Origin of the sequence: Amaricoccus tamworthensis (genome assembly GCF_049800875.1) — a bacterium.
In the GTDB taxonomy this organism is placed as follows: Bacteria; Pseudomonadota; Alphaproteobacteria; order Rhodobacterales; family Rhodobacteraceae; genus Amaricoccus; species Amaricoccus tamworthensis.
The window spans coordinates 1-18,378 of sequence record NZ_JBNAFV010000013.1 but is presented as its reverse complement, the minus strand read 5'-3'; the positions used below and the strand labels follow the sequence as shown (position 1 = coordinate 18,378).

15 protein-coding genes are annotated in these 18,378 nt (G+C 62.6%); 2 read left to right on the top strand and 13 right to left on the bottom strand.

Annotation, left to right across the window (positions count from 1 at the left end):
• Positions 1-153 precede the first annotated feature (153 nt).
• Positions 154-894, top strand: a complete 741-nt coding sequence (locus ACP15P_RS17085; protein ID WP_424929670.1) for an SDR family oxidoreductase — start codon at positions 154-156, stop codon at positions 892-894.
• A gap of 46 nt (positions 895-940) precedes the next feature.
• Here ACP15P_RS17085 and ACP15P_RS17080 read toward each other — a convergent pair whose 3' ends face one another.
• The 6 genes from ACP15P_RS17080 to ACP15P_RS17055 all read right to left on the bottom strand — a co-directional run bounded on the left by ACP15P_RS17080 (position 941) and on the right by ACP15P_RS17055 (position 7,487).
• The gene (locus ACP15P_RS17080) at positions 941-2,140 is read right to left on the bottom strand and encodes a PQQ-dependent sugar dehydrogenase (protein WP_424929669.1); all 1,200 of its coding nucleotides are present in this window, start codon (positions 2,138-2,140) and stop codon (positions 941-943) included.
• A 123-nt stretch (positions 2,141-2,263) separates the two neighbouring features.
• Positions 2,264-3,025, bottom strand: a complete 762-nt coding sequence (locus tag ACP15P_RS17075; RefSeq protein ID WP_424929668.1) for an ABC transporter ATP-binding protein — start codon at positions 3,023-3,025, stop codon at positions 2,264-2,266.
• 3 nt (positions 3,026-3,028) lie between these two features.
• Positions 3,029-3,859: an ABC transporter ATP-binding protein gene (locus tag ACP15P_RS17070; protein ID WP_424929667.1), complete on the bottom strand. Its 831-nt coding sequence runs from the start codon at positions 3,857-3,859 to the stop codon at positions 3,029-3,031.
• A complete protein-coding gene (gene nikC / locus ACP15P_RS17065) occupies positions 3,856-4,764 on the bottom strand; it encodes a nickel transporter permease (protein WP_424929666.1) in 909 nt (302 codons plus the stop codon). Before nikC ends, ACP15P_RS17070 begins: the two co-directional genes overlap by 4 nt.
• A complete protein-coding gene (locus ACP15P_RS17060) occupies positions 4,761-5,834 on the bottom strand; it encodes an ABC transporter permease (RefSeq protein ID WP_424929665.1) in 1,074 nt (357 codons plus the stop codon). Before ACP15P_RS17060 ends, nikC begins: the two co-directional genes overlap by 4 nt.
• Positions 5,835-5,894: 60 nt before the next feature.
• Entirely contained in the window at positions 5,895-7,487 is a 1,593-nt protein-coding gene (locus tag ACP15P_RS17055; protein WP_424929664.1) for an ABC transporter substrate-binding protein, read from the bottom strand.
• A gap of 295 nt (positions 7,488-7,782) precedes the next feature.
• Between ACP15P_RS17055 and ACP15P_RS17050 the strand changes: the two genes are divergently transcribed.
• On the top strand, positions 7,783-8,829 hold the full coding sequence (locus ACP15P_RS17050) for a dipeptidase (protein ID WP_424929663.1): 1,047 nt from the start codon (positions 7,783-7,785) through the stop codon (positions 8,827-8,829).
• A 3-nt stretch (positions 8,830-8,832) separates the two neighbouring features.
• Here the strand turns inward: ACP15P_RS17050 and ACP15P_RS17045 are convergent, their stop codons facing one another.
• From ACP15P_RS17045 to acs, 7 genes are all read right to left on the bottom strand, one after another.
• A complete protein-coding gene (locus tag ACP15P_RS17045) occupies positions 8,833-10,197 on the bottom strand; it encodes an MATE family efflux transporter (protein WP_424929662.1) in 1,365 nt (454 codons plus the stop codon).
• Between the two features lie 50 nt (positions 10,198-10,247).
• Positions 10,248-11,684 (bottom strand): 3'-5' exonuclease, encoded by a 1,437-nt coding sequence (locus tag ACP15P_RS17040; protein ID WP_424929661.1) that lies wholly within the window; start codon positions 11,682-11,684, stop codon positions 10,248-10,250.
• 78 nt (positions 11,685-11,762) lie between these two features.
• On the bottom strand, positions 11,763-12,284 hold the full coding sequence (locus tag ACP15P_RS17035; protein WP_424929660.1) for a hypothetical protein: 522 nt from the start codon (positions 12,282-12,284) through the stop codon (positions 11,763-11,765).
• Positions 12,285-12,305: 21 nt separating this feature from the next.
• On the bottom strand, positions 12,306-14,120 hold the full coding sequence (locus ACP15P_RS17030) for a DUF294 nucleotidyltransferase-like domain-containing protein (RefSeq protein ID WP_424929659.1): 1,815 nt from the start codon (positions 14,118-14,120) through the stop codon (positions 12,306-12,308).
• Positions 14,121-14,226: 106 nt separating this feature from the next.
• The gene (locus ACP15P_RS17025; protein WP_424929658.1) at positions 14,227-16,005 is read right to left on the bottom strand and encodes a sodium:solute symporter family protein; all 1,779 of its coding nucleotides are present in this window, start codon (positions 16,003-16,005) and stop codon (positions 14,227-14,229) included.
• Positions 16,006-16,015: 10 nt separating this feature from the next.
• On the bottom strand, positions 16,016-16,279 hold the full coding sequence (locus ACP15P_RS17020; RefSeq protein ID WP_424929657.1) for a DUF4212 domain-containing protein: 264 nt from the start codon (positions 16,277-16,279) through the stop codon (positions 16,016-16,018).
• A 251-nt stretch (positions 16,280-16,530) separates the two neighbouring features.
• Positions 16,531-18,378 (bottom strand): acetate--CoA ligase (gene acs / locus ACP15P_RS17015; RefSeq protein WP_424929656.1); only part of this gene is annotated, 1,848 nt, incomplete at its 5' end.

The window sequence follows — 18,378 nt, the reverse complement described above, 5'->3', positions numbered from 1 at the left end:
ACGCGGCCCATACAACCGGAGTACCAAACCCGCCGGACGCCGTCACCTGCATCCTTGCCACGCACCGGCAAAAGCCATCCGGTCGCTCCCGCGCTTTTCGCTTCAGGCCGCTGCCCGGCTCGCCTAGTCTGCGCGCGGGAAGGAGAATTCACAATGACAGCTAAAACCATAATCATCACCGGCGCGGGCAGCGGCATAGGCCGGGCAACCGCCCGTCGGTTTCTCGACGAGGGCTGGACCGTGGGCCTGATCGGCCGCCGCGAGGAACCGCTCCTCGAAACCGCGGGATCCGCCCCAGGCGCCCTGACCCTGCCCTGCGACGTGACCTCTCCCGACCAGGTCGCCCAGGCCTTCCGCACCTTCACCGAACAGGCCGGCCGCCTCGACGTGCTCTTCAACAACGCCGGCACCAACGTACCGGCCGCCACCATCGACGAAATCACCCCGGAACAGTGGCGACAGGTCATGGAGGTCAATATCTCCGGAACCTTCCTCACCGCCCGCGCGGCTTTTGCAACCATGCGCGCCCAGGACCCCCAGGGCGGCCGCATCATCAACAACGGCTCCGTATCGGCCCGCACACCGCGTCCAGGTTCAGCCCCCTACACGCTGTCCAAGCACGCGGTCACCGGCCTGACCAAAACACTGGCCCTCGATGGACGCCCCTTCGGCATCGGCTGCGGCCAGATCGACATTGGAAACGCGCTGACGGACCTGTCCAAACGCATGAAAACCGGAGTGATTCAGGCCGATGGCTCCAAACGGCCCGAAGCAATGATGGACGTCTCCGCCGTCGCCGACACGGTGCTTCACATGGCCTCACTGCCGCCCGAGGCCAACATCCCCTTCGTGACCGTCATGGCCACCAACATGCCACTATTCGGACGCGGCTGACGTTCCGGTAAGGCGGGGCCCTGGCCCCGCCGCTCCGCCTTCGACCTCACTCCTCCGGCAGCAACCGCACCAGCGCCCCGTCTCCGGAGATGGTCAGGATCACGATGGACCCGTCCTCCTGGTCCACATCGACATCCCTGACGCGCCCCTCATCCTGCAGATAACGCGCCTCACCGGTCACACGCCCGTCCTCCAGCGTCAGACGCACCAGAGCCTGACCGGCCAGACCACCAATCAGCGCATCGCCCTGCCAGTCGGGAAACATGTCACCGTCATAGAACACCATCCCCGACGGCGCGATCACCGGGTCCCAGTAGTAGACCGGCTGCTCCACATCGTCGCGTGCGGTGATGCCCTCACCAACCGGCACCCCGGAATATTCCTCGCCGTAGGTGACCTCGGGCCAGCCGTAGTTCAAACCCGGCTGCGGCTGGTTCAGCTCATCACCGCCACGCGGCCCATGTTCCACCGTCCAGAGCGTCCCGTCAGGGGCCAGCGCCGCTGACTGAAGATTGCGGTGCCCATAGGACCAGATTTCCGGCAACCCGCCCTCTATCTCCGGATTACCGGCGGCCGCGCCACCCATTGGATTGATCCGGACCACCTTGCCCAGATGCGCGTCGACATCCTGCGCAAGCTTGCGCGGCTCCGCATCCGACCGCTCACCCGTGGTCACGAACAGCGCGCCCTCCTGGTCGAACACGAGGCGCGAGCCGTAATGCTTGGTGGACCGCCAGGCCGGCTGCTGCTGAAAGATCACCTCGACCTCCCTCATCCGGTCCGCCTCTTCCGACAGAATTCCGGTCGCCACCGCAGTGGCGTTTGAGCCATTGCCCCGTGGTTCAGAGAAACTCCACCAGACGCGCCGCGTCTCCGCAAAATCATCAGCCACCGTCACGTCCAGCAGCCCGCCCTGTCCACGCGAGTCCACTTCCGGCAGGCCCGCAATCGGGTCCGACAGGGTGCCATCCGGGCTGACAATGCGCATTCGCCCCTTCCGCTCTGTCAAAAGCCAGCTCCCGTCAGGCAACTGGTCAATACCCCAGGGGTTTTCCAGCCCATCAACGATCACCTCACGCCGCAGGGTCGTGCCCGCGTCGATCACCGGCGCGCGCGTCTGCTCCGGAAAAGCCGGTGTCTGCCCTTCAGCATTCGGTGGCGCGTCATTGAAATTCTGGCCATTGACCGATCCGCACGAGGCGATCAGCACGGCAAGCGCTGCGGCGGCATGGGGGCGAAGGCTCATGAGTTTTCTCCCGTAGTGTCGTGCATGTATCCCGATGCTAGACCAATACTGATTGGCGTACAGGCCACATGCAATGCTGTGACCGCAACTTTCGGTGAGCCCTCCCGGTTCCGAACGGCAGTCCTAACCCGCCGCCGCCTCCACGTAACTGCTCGCCTCCAGCAACTCCCGCGTGTACTGCTGCGTCGACCGCCCCCCGGCCAGCGCCTCCCGGTCTATCGACTCGACCACCTGGCCCTGTTTCATCACGACAATGTCGTCGCACATGAAATCGATCACCGCCAAATCGTGACTGACCATCAAAAATGTCAGTCCACGTTCGGCCCGCAAGCGGTTGAGAAGGTTGAGAACCTCCGCCTGAACCGACGCATCCAGCGCCGAGGTGGGCTCATCGAGCAGCAGTATCTCCGGCTCCAGCATCAGCGCCCGCGCAATGGCCACCCTTTGCCGTTGACCGCCTGACAGCTGATGCGGATAGCGGAACCGAAAACGCGGATCGAGCCCCACATCCTCCAGCGCCCGGATCACCTTCGCGTCACGGCCCCTAACCCCATGTATCCGCAGCGGCTCCGACAGGGTCGCATCCACCGTCCGTTTCGGGTGCAGCGAGCCGTAGGGGTCCTGAAACACCATCTGCACCCGCCGGGTAAAGGCAATATCCCTCGGTTCCGGCACCGGCACCCCGTCGATCAGGATACGCCCCGAGGCCACCGGCGCCAGCCCGCACATGGCCCGCAGAACCGTCGATTTCCCCGACCCGGATTCACCCACCAGGCCGCAGGACCCCTTGGCCGCAACATCAATCGACACGTCCCGGACAGCCCGCACGGTCTGAGATCCCTCACCAAAGGTCACGGACAGATTTTCAATACTAATCAGTGACATGCCCTACTCCGCCCAGGCCGCATCGCGGTTCAGCACCGGCAGCGGCTGCCGGTCACCACCAAACTTCGGCAGGCAGTTGAGCAAGCCCTGTGTGTACGGATGCTCCGCGCCGTGGAGGTTTTTCGCGTCCAGCTCCTCCACAACGCGCCCCTGATACATCACCAGCACCCGGTCGCAAAACCGCGACACCAGCGGCAGGTCGTGGGACACGAAAATCAGCCCCATGCCCCGCTCCCGCACCAGCCGATCCAGAATATCCAGAACCTCGCCCTGCACGGTCACATCCAGCGCCGATGTCGGTTCATCCGCAATCAGGAGGTCCGGATCGGGAATGAGCATCATGGCGATCATCACCCTCTGCCCCATGCCCCCCGACATCTCATGCGGATAGGCATGAAACACGCGCTCCGGATCGGTAATCTGCACCGCCTCCAGCATGTCGAGCGCCTGCTGTTTGGCCTTTCCGCCCTTGGCCCCGTCATGCATGCGCAGCCCCTCGGTCAGCTGCGCCCCGATCTTCATCACCGGATTAAGAGAGTATTTCGGGTCCTGCATCACCATGGAAATCCGGTTGCCCCGGATCTGCCGCATCCGCTTTTCACTGATACTGAGCAGGTCGATGCCATCGAACTCCATGCGCTTCGCCTCAATCCGACCCGGCGGGCGGATCAGCCGCAAAATTGACCGCCCGGTCATGGTCTTGCCGGAACCGGATTCCCCAACAATCCCAAGCCGTTCCCGGTCGAGGTGAAACGAAATCCCGCGTACCGCCTCCACCGGCCCGGTCTCAGTGTCGAACGTAACGCGCAGATCCTCAACGTTCAGCAGGCTCATTTCCCCGAACTCCTAGGATCCAGCACATCGCGCAATCCGTCACCGAGCAGATTGAACCCCAGACTCACAATAAAGATCGCCAACCCCGGCATGGTCGCAACCCACCACTGCTCAAACAGGAACTTCCGCCCCGACGAGATCATCAGCCCCCATTCCGGCAAAGGCGGCTGCGCGCCAAGGCCGAGAAACCCAAGCCCCGCCGCCGTCAGGATAATCCCCGCCATATCAAGCGTCACACGAACGATCACCGATGGCAGACACATGGGCGCCACGTGGGAGAACAAAATCCGTCCCGACGACGCCCCCTGCAACCTCACCGCCGCGATATAATCCGTCGACCGGATGCTCAGCGTCTCCGCCCGCGCCACCCTTGCGTAGGGCGGCCAGGCCGTAAGCGCGATGGCCAGAACCGCATTTTCCACCCCCGGCCCCAGTGCCGCAACGAATGCAAGTGCCAGGATAAGCCGCGGAAACGCCAGAAAAATATCGGTAATCCGCATAAGAACCGTATCGGTCCAGCCGCCAAAATACCCCGACACCGTCCCGATAATCAGCCCGATCACCGGCGCAGTCAGCGTCACCAGCAGCACGATATAAAGCGTCACCCGTGAGCCATAGACCAGACGGCTCCATATATCCCGCCCAAACTCGTCCGTGCCGAGGATATGGCCAGGTGAAAGGGGCGGCTGCAACCGGTCTTGCAACACCTGCGCCACCGGATCATGCGTAGCAAACAGCGGCGCAAAAATCGCAATCACCACCAGTGCCAACACAACGATCAGCCCGGTCAGGGCCAGCCGGTTGCGAAACAGCCGAACAAACCCGAGGTAGATCTGCCCTGCTCGCGCCTGTCCCCGTGATTTCGGGCTGGGATCAAGCAGCCACTCCCGCGACAAAACACTCATGCCCTGGCCCTCGGATCAAACCGTTTGTAGAGGAAATCGGAGAACAGATTCAGCAGGATAAACACCGTTCCCACCACAATGGTACCGCCCATCACCGCCGCAATGTCACTCGAAAACAGCGCATTGGTGATATAAAGGCCAAGCCCCGGCCAGGCGAAAACCGTCTCCGTCAGAACCGACCCCTCCAGCAGATAGGCGTAACTCAGCGCAATCACCGTAATCAGCGGCACCGCAATGTTGCGCAGCGCGTGCACCCACACGACCCGCCATTCCGGCACGCCCTTGACCCGCGCAGTCGTGATATATTCCTGACCGAGTTGTTCGAGCATGAACGACCGTGTCATCCGGCTGATATAAGCCATTGAGTAGTAACCCAAAACCGACGCCGGCAAAATGATGTGGCTGAGCGCATTGCCAAAAATGTCCCACTGCCCGGCGAGCGCCGTATCGATCAGGATCATGCCCGTCACCACCGGCACATCCAGCTCGGCCATAAACTCATATGTCGTATCAAGCCGCCCCGGACCGCCGACCCAGTCAAGCTGCCCGTAGAAAATCAACAGCCCCATCAGACCCAGCCAGAACACCGGCATCGAATACCCCATCAGACCCACCAGCCGCACGAGCTGATCGGCCAGCGATCCAGGTTTCGTCGCCGCCAGCACCCCCGCCGGGATGCCAAACAGAACGCCCAGGATCGTGGCAATCGTCGACAGCTCCAACGTCGCGGGAAACACCCGTTTCACATCCTCAAGCACCGGCCGCGAGGTCAGAAGCGACGTGCCGAAATCCCCCGACAAGGCATCCCGCACGTAAATCCCGAACTGCACGATCAGCGGATCATTCAGACCCAGCCGCTCACGCGCCGCCGCCATCTGCTCTTCCGTTGCCCGTTCCCCGAGGATCGACAGGACAGGATCAATCGGAATGATCCGACCGATGATAAACGTCACGGCCAATAGCCCGAGGAACGTGGCGGCCAGCGTCGCGACCAGGCGCAAAAACCCGGACAGACCGGATCTGGCCCGCGCCGCGGCACCCCCGCTGTCGGATGAGGAAACTGATGTCATTGGGAATCCGTCAAACCACGTCGGCCCGGAAATTCATCCGGGCCGAACCGTGTCTCATTGTCACTTGGTTGTCGCCCAGTAGAAGGCCGAATGAATCGACCCGCCCTGGCTGAAACCCTCAACGCTGTTCTGCATCGCAACCTGCTGAATCTGCTGGAACATCGGCATGAAGGGCGAGACCTCCTGGTGCGTGCGCTGAATGTCCTCATAGAGAACCGCGCGCTTTTCGGAATCCTTCTCCAGCACCGCCGCGTTGGTCAGGTCGTTGACCTCCTTGGCCTCCCAGGCGTTCCGCCAGGCGAGAATACCGGTATTGGCGTCCTCATCCGCATTGCCAGGGTTGCGCGCAAAGGTGTCCGCATTGGTGTGCGGGTCCGGATAGTCCGGCCCCCATGCGCCCAGATAGACGTCATGGTTCCGCGCCCGGTACTCGCCCAGGATCTCGCTGCCCGTACCAACGCGCAGCTCCGCCGTGATCCCGGCCTGTGCCAGTGTCGACTGGAAAGACTGTGCCATATCAAGACGTTCCTGATCGTTCCTGACATAGATCAGGAACGTGAACGGCTCAACTCCGGCCTCGTCCAAAATCGCCTTGGCCTTTTCAACGTCGAGCGAATACGGCGTATCCTCAATCGCGCCGAGGAAACCCGCAGGCAGGAAAGACTGGTGCGTCCGGTACTGGCCCTTGAGGAAGGTCGAGGACATGCCCTCATAGTCGATCAGGTACTTGAACGCCTCGATCACCGCCGGATTGTTCAGCGGCTCCTTCTTCTGGTTGAGCGAAACATACATGATCCGCCCCTTCACCTCGTCAACGACCTTGACGTCCCCGTTATCCGCAATTCCCTCGATGTCCACCGGGGTCAGCTTGCGGGCAATGTCGATGTCGCCCTTCTCAAGCAGCAGCCGCTGTGTTGCGGGCTCTGCCACGTGGCGCAGGAACACGCGTTTGAGCGCCGGCGTGCCGCGCCAGTATTCGTCCTTGGCTTCCAGAACATAGCTCTCGGACGGCTTGTAGCTGCGCAGGTTATAGGCGCCCGTCCCGGCCGAATTGGACTTAAGCCATTCATGGCCCATGTCACCGTCGACCTCATTGGCCATCGCGGCTTCCTTGTCCACGATGGCGGCCACGCCAGCGGTCAGGCAGTTGTAGAAGAACGACGGCGCATAGGGCTTGTCCGTGACAATCGTCAGCTCGTAATCACCCGTGGCCTTGATCTTCTCCGCCACGTTGTCGGCGGTAAATCCGAACTGATCCAGAATGAACGACGGCGTCTTGTCGAGGATCACGGCCCGCTGCAGCGAAAACGCCGCGTCTTCCGCCGTCATCTCATTGCCTGATTCAAACTTCACGCCCTGACGGATCTGGAACGTGTAGGTCACGCCGTCATCGGCAAGTTCCCAGCTCTCCGCCAGTCCCGGCACCAGCGGCCCCAGATCGGCCGGGTCCAGTTCAACCAGCGTGTCGTAGATGTTGTTGAGCATGTCGTTGCCCGAAAACTCAAACGACTCCGCCGGGTCCAGCGATACAATGTCATCAATCTTGTCCGCAATCACCAGGGTATCGGCTGGCGTTTCGGCGAACACATGTCCCGGGGTTGAGAATGCGAGTGCTATTGCGGCCGAGGCCGCCAGTAATCCAGCGTGTTTCAAGACTGAAGCTCCTTGTCGAATTCGGCCGGCATTGGTGCGGTCCGGTTTTCATTGTGGGCGAATAGGAACGTGGAACGGCCTCCGCTGTCAAGGCAACGCCAGCCCGGCCTACAACCGATTGCCAAAGTTTCGTCCCCAGCCACACCCGCGCCGCTTCATTCGTATGCAAACAGTATCGAAAACGCGGGCCTGCGCATTTCACCACTGGAACTCGCAGCCGCATTCCGCCACCCTGTCCACAATTAACAAATGCCACATGTCGCACCACCTGAACACCGATCCGCAGGATACTGAAATGCAAAAGATATTTGACGGCCACAACGATCTCCTCCTCCGTCTCTGGCGGAACGATGACATGGAGGCCGGCCGGTTCCTCAACGGCTGCACCGGGGGTCACATCGACCTGCCCCGCACCCGCAAAGGTGGCCTCGCCGGTGGTTTTTTCGCCATCTACGTTCCAAACGAGGAAATATCAGGCGGGTTTGACGACGCCGGCATCGGCCGCCTCGACATCCCCTATCTGCCCCCGGTCGACGGCCTCACCGCGCGGCGCACCGCCCAGGAAATGGCCGGCATTCTGCTCCGCCTCGAACGCAACCATCCCGAGGCCCTGCAGATCTGCCGCAGGGCCGCCGACATCCAAACCGCCAGCGACAGCGGCGCCATCGCGGCCATCATGCATATCGAGGGCGCCGAATGCATCGGCCCCGACCTTTTGGAACTCGAACTGTTTTATGCGGCCGGTCTGCGCTCCATAGGCCCGGTCTGGTCACGCCCCAACGCCTTCGGATACGGCGTGCCGTTCCGCCACCCGGGCGACCCAAACAACGGCCCCGGCCTCACCGGCCTCGGCCGCGACCTTGTCGAGGCCTGTAACCGGATGAACATTCTTGTCGACCTCTCCCACCTCAACGAGGCGGGCTTCTGGGACGTGGCCCGGATCTCCGACAAACCGCTTGTTGCCACCCACTCCAACGTCCACGCCCTCTCCCCCTCCGCGCGCAACCTGACCGACAGACAGCTTGCCGCCATCGCCGAAACAGGTGGCCTCGTTGGCCTCAACTACGCCGTGAACTTCCTGCGCGAGGATGGTCTGCGCGACCCCGACATGCCACTTGAGCTTATGCTGCGCCATCTCGACCACCTCATCGGCATCCTGGGCGAGGGCGGCGTGGCACTCGGCTCCGATTTCGACGGCGCCACCATCCCCGCCGCCATCACCGACTGCGCCGGTCTGCCAAATCTCGTCCAGGCCATGCGCGATCACGGCTGGGGTGACGAGCTTACCGAACGCGTGTGCTGGCGCAACTGGACGGACGTGCTCGAACGCACAGTCGGCTGAGGTCTAACCGTCGCGGTACCTGACCGTTTTGGACAAATCGCGCCAGAACCGGAAGTTCAGCAAAATCCCCGCACAGGTCAGCCCCGCGATCAGACCCATCCAAACCCCTGGCGCTCCAAGCTCAAACCATGTGGAAAGCACCAGCGCCACGGGGATCCCCACGGCCCAGTAGGACAGGGCCGCCATCACCATCGGCACCCGCACGTCCTGAATACCGCGCAGGAGCCCAATCGCCGCCGCCTGCGCCCCGTCCGCCAACTGAAAGACAGCTCCAAACAGCAGCAGCAGCGACGCAATCGCAATAATCTCCTCACGCGCCGGATCATCCGGCGACAGGAACAGCCCCGTCATAGGCTCCGGAATCCAGACAAACAAAATCGCGGTAATCACCGAATACCCCAGCGACAGAACCATGATCGCCAGTCCGCCATCGCGCAAAGCCACAACATCCCTGCGGCCGTAATGGCTTCCCGCCCGGATCGTCGCCACACCACTCAGACCCAGATGCACCATGAATGTGACGGATGTGACCTGAATGGCAATCCCGTGCGCAGCCAGGTTCAGTGTCCCGGTCCAGCCCACAATCACCGACGACGCGGCAAAAAGCCCCACCTCGGCCAGCATGGTCAACCCGATCAGAACGGCCATGTTCTGCACCCGAAAAAACACCTCCCAGTCTGGCTTCCACAGACGCAAAAACAGCGAATGCTCCGGCAAAACCCGCCGAATATACACCAGCAGCACGACAAAAGTGAGCGCATGGGTCGTCACAGACGCAATCGCCGCCCCCGCGATCCCCAGTTCCGGAAACCCCCAGTTCCCGAAGATCAGCGCGTAGTTGACAATCGCATTGAGAACCGCCGCCGCGACCGTCGCCACGAACAAAACAGTTGTCCGCTCCAGCCCGGACAGAAACCCGCGCAGAACCGTGACCAAAATCGCGGGCAATATCCCCGGCCCCGCAATCCGCAGATAGGTCTGCGCCAGATCCGCCACCACGGGCTCCTGCCCCATCCCGAGCAGCAGCGGCGCCGACCAGACAAATATCGGAAGGACCAGCACACCGAAAATCACGGCCAGCCACATGCCCATCCGCGTCACGCGCCGCACCTGCGTCGTCTCGCCGGACGCATTGGCCTGGGCCACCATCGGCATCACCGCGTTGCCGATCCCGGCCCCGAAAATGAAGATCACGAAGAAAAGCGAACTGCCAATAACCGACGCGGCCAGGGTGGTCACATCATACCATCCCAGCATCAATGTATCGGTCACGCCGATGGCCATCTGCGCCAGGTGACTGCCGATTAACGGAATGCCGATCCTGAGAATGGCCTTAACGTGACCACCAAATGAAAGGCGTCCGTCCATCACCGAGCATTAGGCCTCCGCACGTCCCGGGGCAAGAGCCCGGGGGGTCGTCAGTTGCTGTCCTTCAAAAGCCTCCGGTGACGCCGCATGGCCTCGACCGCCTCGCCAAACGTCGTAATTCCACGGGACCGCAGCACCGGCAGAAGCTTCAGGAACACCTCCGTCGTCGCCATCGCGTCCCCAAGCGCCGTGTGCCGTTTGTCCTCCGGAATCACCACGTCCAACCGCTGCGCCAGGTCGTCGAGCGTGTGGCTTGCGGTCTCTCCAAACACCACCGCCGACAACAGGACCGTATCGAGGACGGGAATGTCAAAGGCATAGCCCCGCTCCTTCCCGGCCCGGCGCAAAAACGCCAGATCGAACGGCGCGTTATGCGCGACCAGCACCGCATCCCCGACATAGCGCCGGAAATCCGCGACCGCCTCCACCGGACCCGGCGCGTCCTTCACCATCTCATCGCTGATGCCATGAACCCCGGTCGACACCGCCGGAATGTTGCGGCCCGGGTTCACAAGCGTGTCGAACACCTCCGTATGCACGGGCTTGCCACGCACCACCCGCATACCCGCGACCTGCACCAACTCATCACCCTGGAAGGGGAACAGACCCGTGGTTTCCGTGTCGAATACCACGAAACTCAAATCCTCCAGCCGCGCCGCCGCCACGTCACAGTCCGGCACCTCATCGAGCAGCGAGAAATCATAGGTCACCCCCCGCCTTTCCCGCGCCGCCAGCGAGCCGACCGGTTTCTCCGGCCGGAAGGTCAGCATGTAACCCGGCCGCGGCCCCGTCCCGTCCGGATCGCGGTAAAGCTCACAGACCAGCGCGCCATCGGACGAGCGCAGCGCACATTTGAACCGCACCGGCACCTCGGCACCCTCCGGATCGGACAGGCGCGCAACCGCCTCCTCCACCGGTCCCATGTCCAGATGCTCACTCAGCATCCGGCCCAGGTTGGCCCCCCCCGGCACCGGCAGACACCGCGCCGCCACGTCATTGTAAAACACGATCCGGTGCCGTGACGAACACATGACCACGCCCTGGTCCAGTTCGCCCAGCATCGCCTCAAGCCGCTGTTTTTCGGCCGAAATCCGCGTCGTGTTCCGCTCAACCAGTTCCGCGAGATCCGACCGCGCGCTGTGCAGCTCGCCCGCCACCGCCTGCGCCGCCGGCGCCAGATCACCCAGATACCGCGCGTCCTCACCGTCGAACCTTGCGGCCACCCCGGAATGCGCCTGCACCCGCAGGCGATTGGCCAGCCCCTGGGTCGGCTTCGCCACGTTGAGGTCAAACAGCCACCACACCAGCGTGACGAGCCCAAAGGTCAGAAACCCGCCATAAACCCCGGCGAAGAAAAAGCCGTTCTCGGTGTTTCCATCACCGGCCCGAAGATAGCCGACGTAAAGACCCGACAGCAAAATTATGAGACATCCAACCCCGAGTCCCATGAATATCAGAAGAACCCGGAGCCGAAGGCTCCATCCCATGAACATCTCCATGTCCAATCCCCCTAAAATGACGCCCGGTTTTTCCGGGTCGGTATTCGTGACCGGTCTAAAACCCGGTCAGCGTGCACCGCACGCCGCGTCCATCACGGGATCAGCCGGGTCCTGATCGAACCACTCGGCCCCCACAATGTCGCCTGTCTCGGAAAATTCCGCTCCATCCGATATGTCCGCCCGCCGCATCAGCTCACAGTCCACGGCAATCGGCAGAGCCGAGGGCGGCTGCCAGCGCGTGAACAGCACCAGCTCCGTCAAAACCTTGCCCGGCACGTTCGGATTGGTCCTGTGCATGTCCTGGTTCACGGCCGCAAACCGCGACACGAACGGCACGGCATAGGTCCAGGGCCGGAACGGCTGACGGCTCTCATGGGCCGACACCACCACCAGACTGTCCGGCATGGTCTCAACCGTGCGCCCATACCACGTGTATTCCGACCACAGCACATAGGCGAACAGCGCCAAACCCGCGCAGACCGGCGTAAACCAGCGCGGCAGGGCACCGCCCGAAAGCCGCCCAACCAGCATGGCCACACCACCCGCGGCCAGCGCGGTGAATATGGCGGCAAAAAATTCCAGCAGCATCAGGCGCCCCCCAAAGTCTTTTTATCCGGCCGTTGCCCGGCCATGAGCAAGTGCCGACTGCATGGTCCGTACAACCAGAAACGCGTCGCGCAAATGATTTCGCTCAAATGCCGATAGAAGATTTGGCGAGACAAAATTGTCCGGCGCTTCCCCCTCCCGGATCTGACGCGCCTGATGCAACAACCGCGTCTCCGCGATCAGGTCATACGCATCCACGAGATCCCCCGCCCCGGACGCGCTGATCACCCCGGCCTTCTCCGCCGCCTTGAGCCGCATCATGGTGTTCGCCGGCGTCAACCTGCCCTGCAACGCATAAACCCGCCCCAGATCCACAATAGGCACCACGCCATTATGCTTCATGTCGAGCCGGTTCTTGTGCTCCCCCGACCGGATCGTCGCAAACCCGCGCAGAAGCCCAAGCGGCGGCGCGTGCTTGAGCGAGTTGCTCACCATATGGGCCACGAAAATACTGTTGCGCGAAGCCATCTCCAGCGTCTCCCGCTGAAGGTTCTCAAACAGGCTCACGGTCCCCGCAATGGGCCGCAGGTCAAACATCACCGAGGCCAGCATCTGCGCCATCGGGTCAGGCTTCTGCACCCAACCCGCGAAATACTCGCGCCACACCCGGACCGGCTGCCGCCAGCGCGGATTGGACGCCATCATGTCACCGGGACAGTAGACATAGCCGCATTCGTTCAAACCATCGCAGACAAAATCCGCCAGCTTCTCAAAATAGCCCATGTCCTCCGGCGTCACGGCGTCGTCGAGCATCAGACAGTTGTCCTGATCCGACACACCCGTCTGCTCCCGCCGACCCTGCGATCCGCAGGCCAGCCACAGATACGGCACCGGCGGCGGCCCAAGCTCCTCCTCGGCCATCCGCACCAGGCGCTTCGTCACCCCGTCGGCAATATCCGTAATCAGCCGCGTCACCACCGTATGTGACTTGCCCGACGCCACCGACTGCGCCAGAAGCTGCGGTATGCGCGCCGTGACCTGCGCCAGGTCCGACACCCGTTTCGCATCCGCCATGTCATTGAGAAACGCGGCCGACGTCACCGCCTGAAACCGCGTCACATCCGTTTGCGACACGATGCCCACAAACCGCCCGTTATCCACGATCGGCACATGCGCCACCCGGTTGTCGAGCATCACCTGCAACACATCCGTGCCCAGCGACGAGGACGGCAGCCCCAGCGGCCCCGAGCCACAGACCTCACCCACCTTCGTGTCCGGCGACAGCCCCCGCGCCAGCGCGTTCATCGTCAAAATCCGCGCCGTCACCAGCCCGGTCAACGTCCCGTCCGCGACTACGCCAAGGCTGGAAACCCGCGCGTCCCGCATCATCGCGGCCGCGTCCTGAATGGTGACGTTCGGCCCCACCTTCAGCGGGTTGCGCGTCATGATGTCCGACACGCGCACGGTCGCCAGATCATTGCCGGCCGGGATCGCCGCCGGCCGCGAGGCGGCGTAAAACTTGCCAAAATCCCGGTGCTCCCGCACCAGCAGCAGAAACACCTCCGCCGGAATGAGCAGAAGCTCCACATCCACCACGGCGCGCGTGTAGCCCGTGGTCTGAACATTTCTCAGAAGATTGCGGCTGCCAAATCCGTGGCGCCCCTGCACCAGCGAGACCTGCACCTTGTTCGGATCAAGGATCTCCACCTCGCCTGAGATAATCAGATAATAGTATTCGAGTGTCTGCCCGGGTCCGTAAACCACCTCACCGGCAGCGTGTTTCAGGGGTTTGGCCTGCGAGGCCACCATCTGAAGCACATTCACCGGCAGCGTGTCGAAGGGAGAGATCTCCGCGAGTTGATCGGTCAGCTTGTCCATATCCCAATCCTGCGACAGTCCCGGCGATTTGAAAACCCACCCCGGACGGGCCGGGGTGGGAAGCTGGTCCGGACAGGACCTGGGTGTCTGTCCGAACCGGCCTGTCTTAGTGGGCCTGGGCCGAACCGGCACCGCGCGGCACGCGGATGCTCTCGACCAGGTCCTGGATCTCCTGCGGCGGCTCATCCGTGGAGCGGCTGACCATGATGGCCACACCGAAGTTGATCAGCGCGCCAATCGATCCGATGGCCGTGGACTGGATGCCCAGAAGCGAACCACTGATGCTGTCCTCGAACATGTTGGTGCCGGGAATGAAGAACCAGCCCTTGTGCAGGAAGATGTAGACCAGCGTGAACAGAAGACCCGCGAGCATGCCCGCAACGGCCCCGGTGTTGTTCACCCGCTTGGAGAAGATACCCATCATCAGAGCGGGGAAGATCGACGCCGCCGCCAGACCGAAGGCCAGAGCCACCGTCTGCGCCGCAAATCCCGGAGGATTGAGACCCAGCCAGGTCGCGACACCAATGGCAACCGCCATGGAGACACGCGCCGAGAGCAGTTCGCCCTTCTCCGAAATGTTCGGATTGATCGTACCCTTGATCACGTCATGGGACACGGCGGACGAAATCGCCAGCAGCAGACCCGCAGCCGTCGAAAGAGCGGCAGCCAGACCACCGGCCGCAACGATCGCGATAACCCAGCCAGGCAGCTGTGCAATCTCGGGGTTGGCCAGAACCAGAATGTCACGGTTCACGGTCAGCTCCGAACCGGCCCAGCCATTGGCCTCGGCCGTCGCGGCAAAGCTCTCGGAGGAGTCATTGTACCACTGGATCTTGCCGTCGCCGTTCTTGTCCTCAAAGCTCAGAAGACCCGTCAGCTCCCAGTTTTTCACCCAGTCGGGACGTGCCTCATAATCGATGGACTCCTCAGCCACGCCACCGGGATAGATGGTGGTGATCAGGTTCAGACGTGCCATGGCACCAACAGCCGGAGCAGTCAGGTACAGCAGAGCAATGAACACCAGCGCCCAGCCGGCGGACCAGCGTGCGTCGGCCACCTTCGGCACCGTAAAGAAGCGGATGATGACGTGCGGCAGACCGGCGGTACCGATCATCAGTGAGAACGTGAACAGGACCATGTTGATCACGGATGAGGGCGAGCCGTCCTGGGCGGTGTACTCGGCAAAACCAAGATCGGTCACAACCTGGTCCAGCGTCTCAAGCAGAGGCTGACCGGACGGCAGGTGATCCCCAAACAGACCAAGCGGCGGCAGCGGGTTGCCCGTCAGCTGCAGCGAAATAAACACGGCCGGAATGGTGTAGGCGGTAATCAGGACGCAGTACTGGGCCACCTGGGTGTAGGTCACACCCTTCATGCCACCAAGAACGGCGTAGAAGAACACAACCGCGGCACCGATAAACAGACCCGTGCTGTTCTCAACTTCCAGGAAGCGCGAGAACGCAACACCCACACCGGTCATCTGACCGATAACATAGGTGAGCGAGGCCACGATCAGACAGATCACCGCAACCATGCGGGCCGTCGGGCTGTAGAACCGGTCACCGATGAACTCAGGGACGGTAAACTTGCCGAACTTGCGCAGGTAGGGCGCCAGCAGAAGCGCGAGCAGAACGTAACCGCCGGTCCAGCCCATCAGATAGGAGCTGGTGGCGTATCCGCCGAACGCGATGAGACCGGCCATCGAGATGAACGAGGCCGCCGACATCCAGTCAGCCGCCGTGGCCATACCGTTCGTTACGGGATGAACGCCGCGACCGGCGGCGTAGAACTCCGATGTGGAACCCGCCCGGGCCCAGATCGCGATGCCGATATAGAGCGCGAAGGTCGCACCCACCACCAGCAGGTTTAGTGTAAACTGATCCATGACCCGTCCCTTACTCCTCGTCCACGCCGTGTTCGATATCGAGCCTGTTCATGCGCCAGGCGTAGAAAAAGATCAGGATCAGAAACACGAGGATCGATCCCTGCTGGGCGAACCAGAACCCAAGGTCCGTCCCCCCAACGCTGATGCCCGACAGCAGCGGCCGCAGCAGAATGCCGAAACCGAACGATGCCAGCGCCCAGATCACCAGGCATATTTTTACCAGACGGATATTCGCCGCCCAGTAACTGTTATTGTTGGATGACTCTCCGGCCATATGTGTTGGCCTCCCTTTCAAGTTGACTGTCCCCGATGACCGCAGGTGACAAGATTTTTTAGGCTGATCCGGGGACGCAACCGGTCACTGCGCCAGAACTCCCGGAAAAAAGTCAGGGATGTTTGCCCTGTCAGTCACACCGCTTTCCCTGGCACAAACATCCGGGGTTTACGGTTTTGGCGACGGGGCCTTTGCGCCCCGCCACATTCCTTCCGGCCGGCCGGCGCCCCGCACGGGGGCACCCGGTCCGGTCAGTCCCGGTTCATCCTGTTGTCGATGAGATTGTCGACGACGGAGGGGTCGGCGAGAGTGGAAGTGTCGCCGAGGGCGCCGTAGTCGTCCTCGGCGATCTTGCGCAGGATGCGGCGCATGATCTTGCCCGAGCGGGTCTTCGGCAGGCCCGGTGCCCACTGGATCAGATCAGGGCTCGCAATCGGCCCGATCTCCGTGCGCACCCACTGGCGCAACTCCTTGCGCAGTTCCTCGGTGTATTCCTCGCCATCCATCAGCGTGACATAGGCGTAGATGCCCTGCCCCTTGATGTCATGCGGGTAGCCCACCACGGCGGCCTCGGCCACCTTTACATGCGCCACCAGCGCGCTCTCGATCTCGGCCGTGCCCATGCGGTGACCGGAGACGTTGATCACGTCGTCGACGCGGCCCGTGATCCAGAAATCCCCGTCCTCATCCCGTTTGCATCCGTCCCCGGCGAAGTAATACCCCTTGTAGTCCGAGAAATAGGTCTTCTCGAACCGCTCGTGGTCGCCCCAGACCGTGCGCATCTGCGCGGGCCAGCTGTCCTTGAGGCACAGCACACCCTCGCACGGCACCTCCGTGATCTCCTCGCCCGATGTGGGCTCCAGCACCACCGGCTGCACCCCGAAAAACGGCTTCATCGCGGAACCGGGCTTGGGTGTGTGCGCGCCCGGCAGCGGGGTCAGCAGATGCCCGCCGGTTTCCGTCTGCCACCAGGTGTCGACGATGGGGCAGTTCCCCTTGCCCACCACGTCGTTGTACCAGTTCCAGGCCTCCGGGTTGATCGGCTCGCCCACCGTACCAAGCGTGCGCAGGGCGGAAAGGTCACATTTCTCCACAAACTCCGTGCCCTGCGCCATCAAAGCGCGAATGGCCGTCGGCGCGGTGTAGAACTGGTTGACCCCATGCTTCTCGCAGACCTGCCAGAAGCGCGAGGCGTCGGGGAATGTCGGCACGCCCTCGAACATCACGGTCGTGGCGCCGTTGGCGAGCGGCCCGTAGACGATGTAGCTGTGCCCCGTGACCCAGCCCACATCGGCCGTGCACCAGAACACGTCGCCCTCGTGGTAGTCGAACACGATCTCATGGGTCATCGAGGCGTAAACCAGATAGCCGCCGGAGCTGTGCACCACGCCCTTGGGCTGGCCGGTGGAGCCGGAGGTGTAGAGAATGAACAGCGGATCCTCCGCATTCATCTCCTCCGGCGCGCATTCGTTCGAGGCCTCGGCCATCAGCGCGTTGCAGTCCACATCCCGGTCGGCGATCCAGGTGGTCTGGGCGCCGGTATGCTTGACCACCAGGCACTTCACCCTGTCGGAGCAGTGCAGCAGCGCCTCATCGGTATTGGATTTGAGGTGGGTGACCCGCCCGCCCCGCGGCGCGTGATCCGCCGTGATCACCACCTTGGCCTCGGAGCCGTTGATCCGCGCGGCCAGCGCGTCCGGCGAGAAGCCCGCGAAAACGATCGAGTGAATGGCGCCGATCCGCGCACAGGCGAGCATTGCGTAAGCCGCCTCCGGGATCATCGGGAGATACAGCACCACCCGGTCGCCCTTGCCCACACCGAGGTCCTTCAGGACATTCGCCATGCGGCAGACGCTGTCATGCAGCTGACGGTAGGTGATGTGCAGCGCCGGGTCCTTCGGGTCATCCGGCTCAAACAGGATCGCCGTCTGGTCGCCCCGCGTCGCCAGGTGCCGGTCGATGCAGTTGGCCGCCACGTTCAGCGTGCCATCCTCATACCATTTGATGCTCACATTGCCGGGCTCAAACGAGGTGTTCTTCACCTTCGTATAGGGCCGGATCCAGTCAACCCGCTGCCCGTGCTCCCGCCAGAACCCCTC